Source organism: Nitratireductor arenosus, from assembly GCF_009742725.1.
Taxonomy (GTDB): Bacteria; Pseudomonadota; Alphaproteobacteria; order Rhizobiales; family Rhizobiaceae; genus Mangrovimarina; species Mangrovimarina arenosa.
The window spans coordinates 952,287-966,297 of record NZ_WPHG01000002.1 but is presented as its reverse complement, the minus strand read 5'-3'; the positions used below and the strand labels follow the sequence as shown (position 1 = coordinate 966,297).

Sequence of the window (14,011 nt, the reverse complement as noted above, 5' to 3'; positions counted from 1 at the left end):
ATGGCGGCCGACGCGCTGCGCCGGCGCCTCGCCGAAGGCGCGCGTGGCGAGATCGCCAACGCCACGGAAGTCGCCCGGGAGGTCATCGACCATCCCGGGCTTTTTTCATCGCTGATCGACTGCCTCGAAGACGACGATCCGGCCGTGGTCGCGCACGCAGCGCACGCGGCCATGCAGGTCGCGCTCGACAGGATCGATCTCTTCGATGAAATGGCTGACCGCCTGATCGCGGTTCTCCGCGAAGGCGCGGCGTGGGAACTGGGCGAACAACTGCCGAAGATCCTGGCGCGGCTGCCGCTGAGCGCGACGCAGGCGGCAGAACTGGCCGACATTCTCGTGGCAAAGCTCGACGAGCACTCGAATATCGCCGCCGGTTCGGCGCTTTCCGCGCTGGTCGACCTCGCCGACAAGGGCGTCGTGCCGGCCGAGCGCGTCCGTGCGCTGCACGAAACCGCGCTCACTTCGCCGCGCAAGGCGCTCGCCGCGCGGGCGCGGCGGCTTGCGAAGCTGGTTCAACGGCTGGCGTGAAACTGGCGTCGTGAAACGGGCCCCGCTGTGCTAGCCCGATGACTCATAACGCGCAGCCACAGCCGGATAGCCGCGAGCTTGACGAAGGCGAGGAAGTTGGCGGCGTGTTTCTCGTAACGCATCGCAATGCGACGACAGTGTTTGATCTGGTTGAGGAGCCGCTCGACGTAATTTCGGTGGCGGTAGAGGTATGGGCTGAAGCAGATCGGATCGCGGCGGTTTTTTGCGGGGCGGGATGTTCGCCGGGACTGTCGACCATCTGAACCTCGGCATCGTGCCGATGCGAGATAGCGGCTAGGATGCGATCCCAGACCCGGCGGAGCGCCATCGGAGCGCGCGTATCTCATGTTCAAGGCTCCTTTTCGGTGCTTGAACCATGCCGGGATGCCCGAGTTCAATATCTGCTTTGCGCCAGACATTTGTGTGCAGTCCGTCGACTCGACCGGCGCTTGGAGCCCAGGGTGTCGCTCAAGTTCTGCGGACGAAAAGGTAGCCGCGTTTCTGGAATTCGATGACCCAGCCCTGTCGATGCGCCGAAATCGCTGCCTGGAAACCCGGGATGTTCGACGTCTCGTCTGCAATTATCAGGAAGCCTCCCTCAATGACATGATCAAGCAGGGTTGAAAGGACCGTACGACGTTCATCTGGCGTCAGCATGTGGAGTGTGCGATCAATCAATACGACATCAAATGAACCCGTCGGCGTAAATGATGTGACATCCGCCACGACACCCTCGACGGTCAGGTTTTCTTTCTTGGCAACGGCTTGTAGGTCGCGAATACCATTTGGTGATTGGTCTACTCCAATGACGTGATGACCGCGTCGCCCAAGGAACAATGCATCACGGCCTTGACCGCATCCGACGTCAAGGATGCGGGCATTCTGCGGCACATGCTCGTCAAAGAAATTGACGATGATCTTCGTGGGCTTTCCGAGGGCGTTGGGTGTTTCGCTGTAGAGCTTGTCGTAGTCAAAGGGCATGTGAGAATGATACCAAGGCAGATTGGTAATGCCTAAGTGAAGTTTTCCGTGAACGACCGCTTCGTCCGCATTGCCAATATTCGCGTTCGATTGATCACCCGCAGCGGAATTGCCGAAAACGGTTATCCACTTCCAACCATTTATGAGTACACGCCCTAGTCGCCAACCGATGACCAATGACGAGGACAACCAGGTGGCAACGCGTGCCGGCGGCCCATGGCTCTGGTTCCTGCGCGGCGTGGCGGCGTCGTTTTCGATACCGGGCCTGATCCTGGCCAGCGCCTTTGTCGGCTTTGCCGGCCTGGCGCGCGAAGCCGGCCTGACGATGGCCGAGACCGTGTTCATGGTCGGCATCGTGTGGGCATTGCCGGCCAAAGTGGTTCTGGTCGGCGCGATCCTGTCCAACACCACGCTTCTCGCCGCCGCCTTCGCAGTCGCGCTCTCCTCGGTGCGGCTGATGCCGATGGTGGTCGCGATCGTGCCGGAAATGCGCGCGCCGACGACACGCAAATGGGTGCTCTACGCGCTGTCGCATTTCGTCGCCGTCACCTCCTGGGTGGTGGCGCTGGAACGTTTCCCGACCGTGCCGAGGTACCGGCGCACGGTTTTTTACGCCGGGCTGGGCGCAACGCTGGTGGTCATCAACATGGTCGTCGTCGCGGTGGTGTTCAGCCTGGCGCAGAACCTGCCACCGATCGTCGGCGCGGCGCTGTTTTTGCTGACGCCGATCTATTTTCTGACCTCGCTGTGGGGATCGGCGCGCGAGCGCGCCGGCCATCTCGCCATGGTGTTCGGGCTCGCGCTGGGACCGGTCTTCCATCTCGTCGCGCCGGGCGTCGACCTCTTGGCGGCGGGCCTGCTCGGCGGCCTGATGGCCTATGGCTGGCACCGGTTTGCCCGGCGCAGGGCGCGCGCATGAGCTTCGCCGCGATCGACGCCTGGTGGTGGCCCTATCTGTTCATCCTGCTTGCCGGCTGGCTGGCGACGGATTGCTGGCGTTATCTCGGCGTCTATCTCGGCGACCGTCTGTCCGAGGACGCCGATATCCTGGTCTTCATCAGGGCGGTGGCGACCGCGCTGGTGGCGGCCGTCATCGCCAATCTGATCATTTTTCCGGCCGGCGCGCTCGCCGCCACGCCGCTGGCGCTTCGCATCGCCGCCGCCATCGCCAGTTTCCTGGCCTATCTCGCCGCCGGCAAGCGCGTCTTCGTCGGCATTCTGGCCGGCGAGGCGGCGCTTCTGGGCGGGATTTTCCTGTTCGGCTGATATCTTGCGACTTTCGGCGAAACCGTCGCTACAGCGCGGCCAGGGCTGCCCTGATCTTTTCGGCTTGCTCGGCCAGGACAGCCTGGTCGGCCATCTCGCCGGTATGGGGGCGAAGCTTCACCTCCTCGAAACGCGGAATGACGTGCACGTGCAGATGAAAAACGACCTGGCCGCCGGCCTGCTCGTTGAACTGCTGGATCGTCACCCCGTCGGCCGAAAACGCCTTGGTGACGGCCTTCGCCAGCGTCTGGGTCGTCGCCATCACCGCCGCCAGGTCGGTCGCCTCGACGTCGAGAATATTGCGCGAGGGCTTTTTCGGGATCACCAGGCAATGGCCGTCGCCGCGCGGCATGATGTCCATCAAGGCAAGCGTGTGCTCGTCCTCGTAGAGCTTGTGCGCGGGCAATTCGCCGCGCAGGATCTTGGCAAACACGTTGTCGGCGTCGTAGGTGGGCTGGCTCATCTCATCCTCGTTCCGTGACCGCTATCGCGGCCATGTTTCGGCGCTAGTTTCAAAGTCGTCAACCGGGCAGGGCCCGAATCCGCGGAGCCATCGATGACCTATTTCTACCTCGCCGCCGCCATCATGTTCGAGGTCGTGGCGACCACGGCGCTCAAACAGACGGACGGCTTCACCAAATTGTGGCCGTCGCTGATCACGATCGGCGGTTACGCGCTCGCCTTCTATTTCCTGTCATTGCCGCTGCGGGTGCTGCCGGTCGGCATCATCTACGCGGTCTGGTCCGGGGTGGGCATCGTGTTCATCACCGCGATCGGCTGGGTGTGGTTTCGCCAGACCCTCGACCTGGCCGCAATTGTCGGCATCTTGCTGATCGTCGCCGGCGTCCTGGTGCTCAACCTGTTTTCCAAGACGCTCGCCCACTGAGCGGCCAGCGCGACCCCATTTTTGAGCGGCCGTCGCGATCACGGTTTTCTGAACGGGGCGTGGTCCTCGAAATAGGCGCCGACACGGGCGACATCGGCGCGCTCGTGGTCGAGATAGTCGGCGACCGCGCGCCTGAGCCCCGGATGGGCGATGAAATGCGCGGAATGGGTGGTGACCGGCACGTAGCCGCGCGCCAGCTTATGCGGCCCCTGCGCGCCGGCCTCCACCACTTTCAGCCCGCGTTCGATGGCAAACGCGATCGCCTGGTAATAACAAACCTCGAAATGCAGGAACGGGTGGTCCTCCACACAGCCCCAATGCCGGCCGAACAGCGTGTCGCCGCCGATGAAATTGATCGCGCCGGCGATATGGCGCCCGCCGCGCCGCGCCATGACCAGCAAAATGTCGTTGCCCATGCGCTCGCCGATCAGCGAAAAGAAGCGCCGGGTGAGATAGGGCCGGCCCCATTTGCGCCCGCCGGTATCGATGTAGAAGCGATAAAAATCGTCCCAGACCGCTTCCGTCAGATCACGACCGCTGAGCCATTCGATGGTGATTGCCTCTCCAAGCGCGTCGCGACGCTCCTTGCGGATCGCCTTGCGCTTGCGCGAGGCGAGCGAGGACAGGAAGTCGTCGAAGGATCCGTAATCCTGGTTGCGGAAATGAAACTGCTGGTCGGTCCGGTGCAGGAACCCGGCCTGTTGCAGAGCATCGACTTCCGGCTCCGGCGCGAAGGTGACATGGGCCGACGACACGCCGAGACGTTCGGCCAGCGTCGTCAGCCCGGCCGCGAGCGCACCGCGCGCCGGTGCCGGATCGCCGCCGCGCCGGGCGAGCAGGCGCGGGCCGGTCGCCGGCGTGAACGGTACCGAGACCTGGAGCTTGGGATAATAGGCGCCGCCGGCGCGCTCGAACGCATCGGCCCAGCCGTGATCGAAGACGTATTCGCCCTGGCTGTGCGATTTCAAAAAACATGGAACGGCACCGAGGAGGACACCGCCGGGACCTTCGAGGCGCAGGTGCTGGGGCTGCCAACCGGTTTCGCGGACGGCGCAGCCAGCCTCTTCCAATGAACTCAGGAATCCGTGCGAAATAAAGGGGTTGTAGGGTGTTTTTTCATCGTCGCGACAGGTGCCGGCGAGCATCCGCCATTCGGCTTCGGTGAACTGGCTGAACGAGGGCACGACGCGAATGACGAATTCGTCCGCCTCGGTGGAGCCATTGCATTCGCCGTCTGTCGCCATCATGCCAAGATATGGTGCCCGGTCCGGCTTGCAAGGCAAAACCCGGCCTCTCTCCTCATCGGGCGGCGAGAGTGGGCTCGAAGCCCTCAAACGTCATCTGGTCGGCGAAGGCGACGGTGCGGGCGATGTCGTCTGGCGTGCGCACCGTCCAGGTGATGACCGGCATGCCGAGCCTTTCGCGGACAAAGGCAACGAACGGATTCGGCAGGTCGGAAACCCCGTAGGAAACGAAATCGATGCCGTGCGCCAGCATGGAAAAATGGTTTTCCAGTTGCTCGATCTCCGTGCCCATGGCGGTCAGCCCGGCGGGAATGCCCGCCGCGTCGGCCGAAAAACGCCGCACAAGCCAGGGGTCGAAGGACATGATCGCCGCCCGGCCGGAATAGGCAGCGAGATCGCGGCCCACGGCGCGCACCAGCCCCGCATCGGCGCCCTCGGTCCCTTTCAGCTCGATGACCAGCGGCACCCGCCCGGCAACGCAGGCGAGCGTCTCGGAAAGGGAGGGCACGCGGGCGTCGGTTTCCCCGACCCGCATCGCGCCCAGTTCGGCGGCCGTATGGTGATGGACAAGCCCCGGCCGGCCGGTGAGGCGGTCCAGTTCGGCGTCGTGAAAGACCACCGCCACCCCGTCGGCTGAAAGCCTGACGTCGCATTCGATCGCATAACCCTTGGCGCAGGCCGCCTCGAAGGCGGGCAGGGTGTTTTCCCAGCGCATCCGGTTGAGGTCGTGCAGGCCGCGATGCGCGATCGGGCGCGCGGTCAGCCACGACAGGTCGTGCACGGCACGCTCAGCCAAGTTCGAACATCGCCTCGATCTCGACCGGCGCGTTGAGCGGCAGGACCGCGGTGCCGACGGCGGCGCGCGCATGCCGGCCGCGCTCGCCCAGCACGTCGGCCAGCAGGTCGGAGGCGCCGTTGGCGACCAGATGCTGTTCGGTGAAGTCCGGCGTCGAGGCGACGAAGGCGGTGATCTTCACCAGCCGGACGATGTTTTCCAGATCGCCGGCGCCCGCCCGGGCCTGGGCGAGCAGGTTCAAGGCGCATTGACGCGCGGCGTCCTGGCCCTGATTTGTCGTCAACTCGCGGCCGAGCAGCCCGGTAGCGATCAGCCTGCCGTCCCTGAGCGGCAATTGCCCGGAGATCATCAAGAGCGAACCGGTTCGCACGAAGGGCAGATAGTTACCGGCCGCGGAAGCGGCAGGCGGCAGATCGTAGCCCATGTCGGCCAGGCGCTGTTCGGCTGTCATGATCGTGCGGCCCCCTCTATCGTGGCGCTTCCCGCTGTCTTCGGCACGGTACCGGTGCGCCAACAGTGTAATTTGCTCTGGCTTCCGCCAAGCCATATTTAATACTGTGCCCAGGAATCAGCCATATGACGGCGCAAACGCCACCGACCGTCATTCAAGATCCGCCGCGGCGGAGGTCAGGGAGACTGTCATGCGCGTCATCCGCGCTTTCGCCACCAGCGCCTTTTGCGGGCTTGTCGCGGCGCCGGCCATGGCCCAGCCGGGCCTGGTTCCGCACCGGGCCGTCTACGACATATCGCTCGACGAAGCCTCCGACCGTTCGGGCATCACGGCGGCGCGCGGACGCATGGTCTACGAGTTCAACGGATCGGCCTGCGAGGGCTATACGGTCAATTTCCGCTTCGTCACCCAGATCCACACCGCCGACGTCTCGCGCATGACCGACCAGCAGACATCGACCTACGAGGGACCGGGCGGCAACAGTTTCGATTTCGTCACCAAGGCCTATGTCGACCGCGCGCTCGACCGTGAGGTCAAGGGTCGTGCCCGGCTTGAGGACGGCGCCACCGTGATTGAGATCGACAAGCCCGAGCGCGGCACCGTGACGCTGGAGGCGACCCAGTTTCCCACCCGCCACCTGGAGGAGCTGATCGACAAGGCCGAAGCGGGCGAGACCTTCTACGAAACCAACCTGTATGACGGGTCCGAGGACGCCGACCGCATCATGACGACGACGGTGATCATCGGCCAGTCGGAAACCACCGATCCGCAAGACGGCGAGTTCCCGGCCGCCGGCACCATCGAGCCGGCGCGTTATTGGCCGGTGTCGATCGCCTATTTCGATCTTTCGAAAGGTGAGGAACTGCCGGACTACCGCATCGACTTCAAATTGCATCCCAACGGCATCACCCGCGACCTCGTCATGGATTATGGCGATTTTTCCATGTCCGGAAAGTTGGTCGATCTGGCGGTGTTCGAGCAGCCGGCGGGCTGCGGGAACTGACGGCCGGCGCGATGGCCGTTTATGTCGACCGTCCCCTGTGGCGCTTCGCCGGCCGGAAATGGTGCCATCTGCTGGCCGACAGCCCCGAGGAACTGCACGGCTTCGCTGCCAGGCTCGGCATCACCCGGCTCTCCTACCAGGGGCCGCCGAAGACGTCGGCGCCCCATTACGACATTACCGGGCTGGAGCGCAGCCGAGCGCTGGCGCTGGGTGCGGTCGCCTGCGGACGCGAGGAGATCGTCGCGGTGTTCCGGCGGGTTCGGGTGCCGAACGGCAAATGGCGCGAGCAGACGTCGCTTGCGGCGCGGGCAGGACGCAAGAGAGCTGCCGGCTCGTAAAAACCCGCCCGCGCAGGCCCGGCAGGACGGCAGGCAGGCACAAGGCTTGCATTAGCGGGTAAAATCCCCTATTTGCGCGCTCATTCCACACACGGGGATTGGTAACGCGCCGGGAGAAATCCGGTCGTCGCCGCCGGTGGCGTCATCGCAAACGCGGTGTCGTCGTTCGCCCGTGGAGGCCAAACCGGAAAGGAAAACCCTATGGCACTGCCCGATTTCAGCATGCGTCAGCTTTTGGAAGCCGGCGTTCATTTCGGCCACCAGACCCACCGCTGGAACCCGAAAATGGCGTCCTACATCTTCGGCGCCCGCAACAACGTCCACGTCATCGACCTGTCGCAGACCGTTCCGCTGCTGCACCAGGCGCTCAAGGTAGTCTCCGACACGGTGGCCGCCGGCGGCCGCGTGCTGATGGTCGGCACTAAGCGTCAGGCGTCCGAGATCATCGCCGATTCGGCGCAGCGTTCGGCGCAATATTTCGTCAATGCGCGCTGGCTGGGCGGCATGCTGACCAACTGGAAGACGATTTCCCATTCGATCCAGCGCCTGCGCAAGCTTGACGAATTGCTGGCCGGCGACGCCCAGGGCTTCACCAAGAAGGAGCGACTCAACCTCGAGCGCGAGCGCGAAAAGCTCAACAAGGCCCTCGGCGGCATCCGCGACATGGGCTCGACCCCGGACCTGATGTTCGTGATCGACACCAACAAGGAAGCGATCGCGATCCAGGAAGCCAAGCGGCTGGGCATTCCGGTCGTGGCGATCGTCGATTCCAATTGCGATCCGGACATCGTCGATTACCCGATCCCGGGCAACGACGACGCCGCGCGCGCCATCTCGCTTTATTGCGATCTGATCGCCAAGGCGGCGATCGACGGCATCGCGCGTCAGCAGGGCGCGCTCGGCGTCGATGTCGGCGCGTCCGAGGAAGCTCCTGACGAGCCCGCGCTGGAACCCGAAGCCGCGCCGGCCTCCGAAGCCGCGCCTGCGCCCGAAGCCGAAGCCGGCAAGAGCGCGTAAAAATCCGTCGCAGCAATCTGCGAGGCGGACCGGCATGGTGCCAACCGTGCCGGCCGCGAACGAGGCATTCCCGGGTGTGCGCAACGGTTGCGCAGGACTGCCGGACGGCGTCCGACCCGGCTTGGTACGAGAGGTAGAGATGAGCATTTCGGCTGCACAGGTGAAAGAGCTCCGCGAGATGACCGGCGCGGGCATGATGGACTGCAAGAGCGCGCTGACGGAAACCGGCGGCGACATGGAAGCCGCGGTCGACTTCCTGCGCAAGAAGGGCGTCGCCAAGGCGGACAAGAAGGCCGGCCGCACCGCCGCCGAGGGCCTGATCGGCGTCGCCGCCGACGGCAATGCCGGCATCGTTGTGGAAGTCAATTCCGAGACCGATTTCGTCGCCCGCAACGAGGCTTTCCAGGACCTGGTCCGCGACATCGCAGCGGTTGCGCTTGCGACTGACGGATCGACCGACGCGGTCGCCCAGGTCGCCTATCCCGGCACCGGCAAGCCGGTTGTCGACCAGGTGCGCGACGCGATCGCGACCATCGGCGAGAATTTGAGCCTGCGCCGCTCGGCCAAGCTGACGGTGGGGCAGGGCGCGGTGGCGACCTATGTCCACAATGCCGTCGGCGACAATCTCGGCAAGCTCGGCGTGCTCGTCGGTATCGAGACCGCCGGCGACGCCGAGGCGGCGCGCGCCTTCGCGCGCCAGGTCGCCATGCATGTCGCCGCGACCAACCCGATGGCGCTGACCACGGAGGAACTCAATCCGGCAGCGGTGGCCCGGGAGCGCGAAATCTTCGCCGACCAGGCGCGCGCCTCCGGCAAGCCCGACAACATCATCGACAAGATGGTCGAGGGCCGGCTGCGCAAGTTCTACGAGGAAGTGGTGCTGGTGAAGCAGGCCTTCGTCATCAATCCGGACCTCACCGTCGAACAGGCGCTGAAAGAAGCCGAAGCGACGATCGGCGCACCCGCCAAGCTGACCGGTTTCGTGCGTTTCGCTCTCGGCGAGGGTATCGAGCGCGAGCAAAGCGATTTCGCCGCCGAAGTAGCCGCGGCGGTCAAAAAATAACTCTATCTTAGCACCGCAAGCACTATCAGGGCGTCGCGTGACATCGCGACGCCCTTCGTGTATCGCAAGCCGCGCAACGGTTCCCCGAACGACAAAGAGTGTGTGATGCCCGCCAACCCGCCCTATCGCCGCGTCCTGTTGAAAGCATCCGGCGAGGCGTTGATGGGCAAGCAGGGGTTCGGCATCGACGTCTCGGTGGCCGACCAGGTCGCCGCCGACATCGCCGAGGCGCGGGCGCTCGGCGTCGAGGTCGGGCTGGTCATCGGCGGCGGCAATATTTTCCGCGGCGTCGCGGTGGCCTCGGCCGGCGGCGACCGGGTGACCGGCGACCATATGGGCATGCTCGCCACTGTCATCAATTCGCTCGCCATGCGCACCTCGCTGGTCAAGATCGGGGTCGACGCGGTCGTGCTTTCGGCGATCGCCATGCCCGAACTGTGCGAGAGCTTTTCCCAGCGCAAGGCGACGGCCTATATGAACGCGGGCAAGGTGGTCATCTTCGCCGGCGGAACGGGCAATCCCTTCTTCACCACCGATTCGGCCGCGGCACTGCGTGCCGCCGAGATCGGCGCCGATGCGCTGTTCAAGGGCACCCAGGTCGACGGCGTCTATTCGGCCGACCCGAAAAACAACCCCGACGCGCGCCGCTACGACCGCATCACCCACCGCGAGGTGCTGCAAAAGGGTCTGGCGGTGATGGATACCGCCGCGATTGCGCTTGCGCGCGAAAACAACATTCCGATAATCGTCTATTCGATACACGAAAAGGGTGGATTCGGAGCGATCCTCAAGGGAGAAGGCCGCTGCACCATTGTCTCCGACGATTGAGACAAGGTCCGCGAACGCCACCGGAAGACGGAGCCAGACAATGAGCAGCGCATATGATTACAAGGATTTGCAGCGGCGGATGGAGGGCGCGGTAAACGCCTTCAAGCACGATCTGGCGAGCTTGCGGACCGGACGCGCGTCGGCGAATTTGCTCGATCCGATCATGGTCACGGCCTATGGCTCGCCGATGCCGATCAGCCAGGTCGGCACCGTCACCGTTCCCGAACCGCGCATGATCCAGATTTCGGTCTGGGACAAGACGCTGGTCGGCGCGGTCGACCGCGCCATCCGCGAATCCAATCTCGGCTTCAACCCGATCGTCGACGGCACGACCCTGCGCATCCCGCTTCCCGAACTGAACGAGGAGCGGCGCAAGGAACTGGTCAAGATCGCCCACCAATATGCCGAGAGCGCCCGCGTGGCCGCCCGCCATGTCCGGCGCGACGGCATGGAGGGGTTGAAGAAGATGGAAAAGGACGGCGATCTCGGCCAGGATGAGGTCCGCTCGCGCTCCGACCAGGTGCAAAAGCTGACCGACGACACGATCGCCTCGATCGACAGCGTGCTCGCCGAAAAGGAAGCCGAGATCATGCATGTGTGATCGGACCAACGGGGCTGTTTGCTGATCTGAAAGGCGGCGATGACCAAACCGGCTCATATCGCGATCATCATGGACGGCAACGGCCGCTGGGCCAAGGCGCGCGGCATGCCGCGCACGGCCGGCCACCGCGCCGGCGTGGAGGTGTTGCGCAAGACCGTGCGCGCGGCCGGCGAAGCCGGGATCGGTTGGCTGACGGTCTATGCGTTTTCCTCCGAAAACTGGTCGCGTCCGGCAGCCGAGATCAACGATCTGATGGGCCTGCTCAAGCTTTTCATCCGCCGCGACCTTGCCGAACTGCATCAAAACGGCGTCAAGGTCCGCGTGATCGGCGACCGCAAGGGCCTGAAGCCCGACATCAAGGCGCTGCTTGAAGAGGCTGAGGCGCTGACCCACGACAATACCGCGATGAACCTCGTCATCGCCTTCAACTACGGCGCGCGCGACGAGATCGCCCGCGCCGCGGCCAAGATCGCGCGCATGGCGGCGGGCGGCGAGATCACCGCCGACCAGGTCACCGAGGACACGTTCGCCGCGTTTCTCGATACGGCCGGCATCCCCGATCCCGACTTGATCATCCGCACCGGCGGCGACCAGCGGCTGTCGAATTTCCTGCTGTGGCAAGCCGCCTACGCCGAATTCATCTACCTGCCGGGCCACTGGCCCGATTTCAGCCGCGACGACCTGCTCGCCGCCATCGAGACCTTCGAAAACCGGGATCGGCGCTTTGGCGGCGTTGCCGCCAGGGACGTGGCCTCGTGAACGCCGGGCCGGACCGATTGCCGGCCTCGCGTCGGGCGCGGCGATGAGCAATTTCCACCTGCGGCTCGTCTCCGCCGTCATCTTGGCCGGCGTCGCGCTTGGCCTGACCTATTTCGGCGGGGCGGCGTTTCGCGTGCTCGCTGTCGCCGTCGGCGGCGGCATTTTCATCGAATGGTGCCTGTTGAGCGGCCAGACCCGCCACAGGACGCATTTCGCGTTGATGGGCGTGGTGGCGAGCGTCCTTTTGCTGATGGTGCTTGCCGGACTGCCGCCATCGACCGTGCTGGTTGCGCTCGCGGCCGGCATCGGGCTGGCTCTGGCTTCGGGCCTGGTGTCGGGGCAGGGGCTTTGGGGCGCCGGCGGCATCGCCTATGCGGTCTTGCCGGTGATCGCCGCCTCCGCCATTCGCGGCGACGCGCCGGCGGGACTGGTCGCGGTGCTGTTCTTGTTCGCCGTCGTGTGGGCGACCGACATTTTCGCCTATTTCGTCGGCCGGCTCGCGGGCGGGCCGAAACTGGCGCCGGCGATCTCGCCGGGCAAGACCTGGAGCGGGGCAGTCGGCGGCGTGCTGTTCGCCGTTGTTGCCGGACTGGCCGTGGCAACCGTCTCGGGTCTGCGAATCGGCGGGCTGCTGATCGTATCGATCGTGCTTTTGAGCGCTGTCTCGCAAATCGGCGATTTGTTCGAATCCTGGCTCAAGCGTCATTTTGGCGCGAAAGATTCCTCCAACCTCATTCCGGGCCATGGTGGCGTCATGGATCGCGTCGACGGTCTTGTCGCCGCCGTGATTGGCCTTTACCTGATCGGCGTGGCCGCGTCGGGACCGAACGATCCCCTGGCCGCATTCGGATCCGGCTGAGCGCGGCTCGGCCTTCTCGCAAGAGCGGACCGACGCGTGCATGGGGCAACAGATAGATGGAAATGGGCGGCATGCTGGACTCGATTATCGGCGCGAACGGTCTTTTGATCGGTACAATCGTGCCGTTCCTGTTCGTGCTGACGGTGGTCGTGTTCGTGCACGAGATGGGGCACTATCTCATCGGCAGGCTGTGCGGCATCGGCGTCAACGCGTTTTCGATCGGCTTCGGTCCCGAACTGATCGGTTTCACCGACCGGCATGGAACGCGCTGGAAGCTCTCCGCCGTTCCGCTCGGCGGTTACGTCAAATTCGTCGGCGACATGAGCGCCACCAGCCAGCCTGACTCCGACGAAATGGAAGCGCTCAGCGAAAGCGATCGCGCGCGCGCCTTCCACCTGCAATCGGTCTGGAAGCGCGCGGCGACCGTGGTCGCCGGCCCGCTGTTCAATTTCCTGCTGACGATCGTGGTCTTCGCCGTGATGTTCGCCGCCTATGGTCGCTTCGTTTCCGAACCGGTCGTGTCGGAGATCCGCGCCGGCAGCCCGGCCGACGCGGCCGGCTTCCTGCCGGGCGATCGTTTCGTCACAGTGGACGGCAGCAAGATCGAGACCTTCGCCGACGTGCAGCGGCTCGTCTCGGGCCGCGCCGGCGACGAACTGACCTTCGTCATGCTGCGCCAGGGTGAGGAGGTGACGCTGCACGCGACGCCGGAAAGCACCGAGCAGACGGACGCGCTCGGCAACACGATCAAGATCGGGATCATCGGGGTCGTCAGCTCGCCGGAGGCCGGTCAACCGCGCGCCGTGGAGTACGGCCCACTTGAAGCCGTCGGCGAAGCCGTGAAGGAAACCGGCTATATCATCGCGCGCACCGGTCAATTTCTGAAACGGTTTGTGGCAGGGCGTGAGGACCGGTGCCAGCTCGGCGGCCCGGTGCGTATCGCCGACATGGCCGGCAAGGCGGCAAGCAAGGGCTTCGAGCGGCTGATACAATTGGTGGCGCTTCTGTCCGTCGGCATCGGTGTGCTAAACCTTTTGCCGATCCCGCCGCTGGACGGAGGCCATCTGGTGTTTTATGCCGTTGAGGCGGCGACCGGACACCCGGTCTCCGAACGCGTGACGGAGGCGGTTTACCGGGTCGGTCTGCTGCTGGTACTGGTGTTTATGGGATTCGTTTTCTGGAACGACATATTCGGGTGTTGAGGAACGAGAACGGCGGGCGACAGCGTATTGGATTGACTAGCCATTTACCATTTCCGGCAAATTGCGTGACGAGAAAGCCACGCACGGCGGATTAGTAAATGCAAATTAACCAGAAGCCTTGCGTGTATGGAATTTCCGGGTAATAGGGTATCAGGCACGATCAGATATCCGGTTTCTCGCCGTGGGGAC

General features: G+C 64.5%; 18 protein-coding genes and 1 pseudogene. 13 read left to right on the top strand and 6 right to left on the bottom strand.

The features are described from left to right. Positions 1 to 528 carry a hypothetical protein gene (locus GN330_RS11680; protein WP_156712810.1) on the top strand — a complete coding sequence of 176 codons (528 nt, stop codon included), beginning with the start codon at positions 1 to 3 and terminating at the stop codon, positions 526 to 528. Here the strand turns inward: GN330_RS11680 and GN330_RS23980 are convergent. Together GN330_RS23980 and GN330_RS11670 are read right to left on the bottom strand one after the other, a co-directional pair. Further along, positions 513 to 771: pseudogene (locus GN330_RS23980) on the bottom strand (hypothetical protein); the annotation flags it as partial. The gene GN330_RS11680 and the pseudogene GN330_RS23980 overlap by 16 nt on opposite strands. A gap of 225 nt (positions 772 to 996) precedes the next feature. Beyond that, positions 997 to 1,686 carry a class I SAM-dependent methyltransferase gene (locus GN330_RS11670; protein WP_156712809.1) on the bottom strand — a complete coding sequence of 230 codons (690 nt, stop codon included), beginning with the start codon at positions 1,684 to 1,686 and terminating at the stop codon, positions 997 to 999. Between GN330_RS11670 and GN330_RS11665 the strand changes: the two genes are divergently transcribed. Both GN330_RS11665 and GN330_RS11660 read left to right on the top strand, forming a co-directional pair. Then, entirely contained in the window at positions 1,679 to 2,428 is a 750-nt protein-coding gene (locus GN330_RS11665) for an AzlC family ABC transporter permease (RefSeq protein WP_156712808.1), read from the top strand. The two genes, GN330_RS11670 and GN330_RS11665, sit on opposite strands and share 8 nt — an antisense overlap. Further along, a complete protein-coding gene (locus GN330_RS11660) occupies positions 2,425 to 2,775 on the top strand; it encodes an AzlD domain-containing protein (RefSeq protein WP_156712807.1) in 351 nt (116 codons plus the stop codon). Before GN330_RS11665 ends, GN330_RS11660 begins: the two co-directional genes overlap by 4 nt. A 28-nt stretch (positions 2,776 to 2,803) precedes the next feature. Here GN330_RS11660 and GN330_RS11655 read toward each other — a convergent pair whose 3' ends face one another. Then, complete coding sequence (locus GN330_RS11655) at positions 2,804 to 3,238, bottom strand: HIT family protein (RefSeq protein ID WP_156712806.1); 435 nt, start codon at positions 3,236 to 3,238, stop codon at positions 2,804 to 2,806. Between the two features lie 93 nt (positions 3,239 to 3,331). Here GN330_RS11655 and GN330_RS11650 point away from each other — a divergent pair, with 93 nt between their 5' ends. Beyond that, positions 3,332 to 3,661, top strand: a complete 330-nt coding sequence (locus tag GN330_RS11650) for a DMT family transporter (protein WP_156712805.1) — start codon at positions 3,332 to 3,334, stop codon at positions 3,659 to 3,661. Positions 3,662 to 3,699: 38 nt separating this feature from the next. Here GN330_RS11650 and GN330_RS11645 read toward each other — a convergent pair whose 3' ends face one another. Genes GN330_RS11645 through GN330_RS11635 form a run of 3 tightly spaced genes read right to left on the bottom strand, consistent with a single transcriptional unit; the run spans position 3,700 to position 6,152 of the window. Further along, entirely contained in the window at positions 3,700 to 4,905 is a 1,206-nt protein-coding gene (locus tag GN330_RS11645) for a GNAT family N-acetyltransferase (RefSeq protein ID WP_156712944.1), read from the bottom strand. Between the two features lie 55 nt (positions 4,906 to 4,960). Next, complete coding sequence (locus GN330_RS11640; RefSeq protein WP_343040598.1) at positions 4,961 to 5,686, bottom strand: glycerophosphodiester phosphodiesterase; 726 nt, start codon at positions 5,684 to 5,686, stop codon at positions 4,961 to 4,963. Positions 5,687 to 5,693: 7 nt separating this feature from the next. Beyond that, positions 5,694 to 6,152 (bottom strand): RidA family protein, encoded by a 459-nt coding sequence (locus tag GN330_RS11635; RefSeq protein ID WP_156712803.1) that lies wholly within the window; start codon positions 6,150 to 6,152, stop codon positions 5,694 to 5,696. Positions 6,153 to 6,342: 190 nt separating this feature from the next. Between GN330_RS11635 and GN330_RS11630 the strand changes: the two genes are divergently transcribed. The 9 genes from GN330_RS11630 to rseP all read left to right on the top strand — a co-directional run bounded on the left by GN330_RS11630 (position 6,343) and on the right by rseP (position 13,822). Continuing rightward, complete coding sequence (locus tag GN330_RS11630) at positions 6,343 to 7,155, top strand: cell envelope integrity EipB family protein (RefSeq protein ID WP_156712802.1); 813 nt, start codon at positions 6,343 to 6,345, stop codon at positions 7,153 to 7,155. An 11-nt stretch (positions 7,156 to 7,166) separates the two neighbouring features. Continuing rightward, the gene (locus GN330_RS11625) at positions 7,167 to 7,493 is read left to right on the top strand and encodes a DUF4031 domain-containing protein (protein ID WP_156712801.1); all 327 of its coding nucleotides are present in this window, start codon (positions 7,167 to 7,169) and stop codon (positions 7,491 to 7,493) included. Positions 7,494 to 7,694: 201 nt separating this feature from the next. Continuing rightward, positions 7,695 to 8,510: a 30S ribosomal protein S2 gene (rpsB, locus tag GN330_RS11620; RefSeq protein WP_156712800.1), complete on the top strand. Its 816-nt coding sequence runs from the start codon at positions 7,695 to 7,697 to the stop codon at positions 8,508 to 8,510. 139 nt (positions 8,511 to 8,649) lie between these two features. Further along, complete coding sequence (gene tsf / locus GN330_RS11615) at positions 8,650 to 9,573, top strand: translation elongation factor Ts (RefSeq protein ID WP_156712799.1); 924 nt, start codon at positions 8,650 to 8,652, stop codon at positions 9,571 to 9,573. A 105-nt stretch (positions 9,574 to 9,678) separates the two neighbouring features. Further along, the gene (gene pyrH / locus GN330_RS11610; protein WP_156712798.1) at positions 9,679 to 10,401 is read left to right on the top strand and encodes a UMP kinase; all 723 of its coding nucleotides are present in this window, start codon (positions 9,679 to 9,681) and stop codon (positions 10,399 to 10,401) included. Positions 10,402 to 10,441: 40 nt separating this feature from the next. Further along, positions 10,442 to 11,002 (top strand): ribosome recycling factor, encoded by a 561-nt coding sequence (frr, locus tag GN330_RS11605; protein WP_156712797.1) that lies wholly within the window; start codon positions 10,442 to 10,444, stop codon positions 11,000 to 11,002. A 39-nt stretch (positions 11,003 to 11,041) separates the two neighbouring features. Continuing rightward, a complete protein-coding gene (locus GN330_RS11600; RefSeq protein WP_156712796.1) occupies positions 11,042 to 11,761 on the top strand; it encodes an isoprenyl transferase in 720 nt (239 codons plus the stop codon). A 43-nt stretch (positions 11,762 to 11,804) separates the two neighbouring features. Then, positions 11,805 to 12,620, top strand: coding sequence for a phosphatidate cytidylyltransferase (locus GN330_RS11595; RefSeq protein ID WP_156712795.1), 816 nt, complete (start codon positions 11,805 to 11,807; stop codon positions 12,618 to 12,620). Between the two features lie 62 nt (positions 12,621 to 12,682). Then, a complete protein-coding gene (gene rseP, locus GN330_RS11590) occupies positions 12,683 to 13,822 on the top strand; it encodes an RIP metalloprotease RseP (RefSeq protein WP_246188656.1) in 1,140 nt (379 codons plus the stop codon). Positions 13,823 to 14,011 lie beyond the last annotated feature (189 nt).

What these genes read in the sequence shown, in the direction of transcription:
- frr (WP_156712797.1), top strand. Translation starts at nt 10,442, where the DNA reads ATGAGCAGCGCATATGATTACAAGGATTTGCAGCGGCGGATGGAGGGC.
- pyrH (WP_156712798.1), top strand. Translation starts at nt 9,679, where the DNA reads ATGCCCGCCAACCCGCCCTATCGCCGCGTCCTGTTGAAAGCATCCGGC.
- GN330_RS11665 (WP_156712808.1), top strand. Translation starts at nt 1,679, where the DNA reads ATGACCAATGACGAGGACAACCAGGTGGCAACGCGTGCCGGCGGCCCA.
- GN330_RS11595 (WP_156712795.1), top strand. Translation starts at nt 11,805, where the DNA reads ATGAGCAATTTCCACCTGCGGCTCGTCTCCGCCGTCATCTTGGCCGGC.
- rseP (WP_246188656.1), top strand. Translation starts at nt 12,683, where the DNA reads ATGGGCGGCATGCTGGACTCGATTATCGGCGCGAACGGTCTTTTGATC.
- GN330_RS11660 (WP_156712807.1), top strand. Translation starts at nt 2,425, where the DNA reads ATGAGCTTCGCCGCGATCGACGCCTGGTGGTGGCCCTATCTGTTCATC.
- GN330_RS11600 (WP_156712796.1), top strand. Translation starts at nt 11,042, where the DNA reads ATGACCAAACCGGCTCATATCGCGATCATCATGGACGGCAACGGCCGC.
- GN330_RS11635 (WP_156712803.1), bottom strand. Translation starts at nt 6,152, where the DNA reads ATGACAGCCGAACAGCGCCTGGCCGACATGGGCTACGATCTGCCGCCT.
- GN330_RS11650 (WP_156712805.1), top strand. Translation starts at nt 3,332, where the DNA reads ATGACCTATTTCTACCTCGCCGCCGCCATCATGTTCGAGGTCGTGGCG.
- GN330_RS11655 (WP_156712806.1), bottom strand. Translation starts at nt 3,238, where the DNA reads ATGAGCCAGCCCACCTACGACGCCGACAACGTGTTTGCCAAGATCCTG.
- GN330_RS11680 (WP_156712810.1), top strand. Translation starts at nt 1, where the DNA reads ATGGCGGCCGACGCGCTGCGCCGGCGCCTCGCCGAAGGCGCGCGTGGC.
- rpsB (WP_156712800.1), top strand. Translation starts at nt 7,695, where the DNA reads ATGGCACTGCCCGATTTCAGCATGCGTCAGCTTTTGGAAGCCGGCGTT.
- tsf (WP_156712799.1), top strand. Translation starts at nt 8,650, where the DNA reads ATGAGCATTTCGGCTGCACAGGTGAAAGAGCTCCGCGAGATGACCGGC.
- GN330_RS11645 (WP_156712944.1), bottom strand. Translation starts at nt 4,905, where the DNA reads ATGGCGACAGACGGCGAATGCAATGGCTCCACCGAGGCGGACGAATTC.
- GN330_RS11625 (WP_156712801.1), top strand. Translation starts at nt 7,167, where the DNA reads ATGGCCGTTTATGTCGACCGTCCCCTGTGGCGCTTCGCCGGCCGGAAA.
- GN330_RS11630 (WP_156712802.1), top strand. Translation starts at nt 6,343, where the DNA reads ATGCGCGTCATCCGCGCTTTCGCCACCAGCGCCTTTTGCGGGCTTGTC.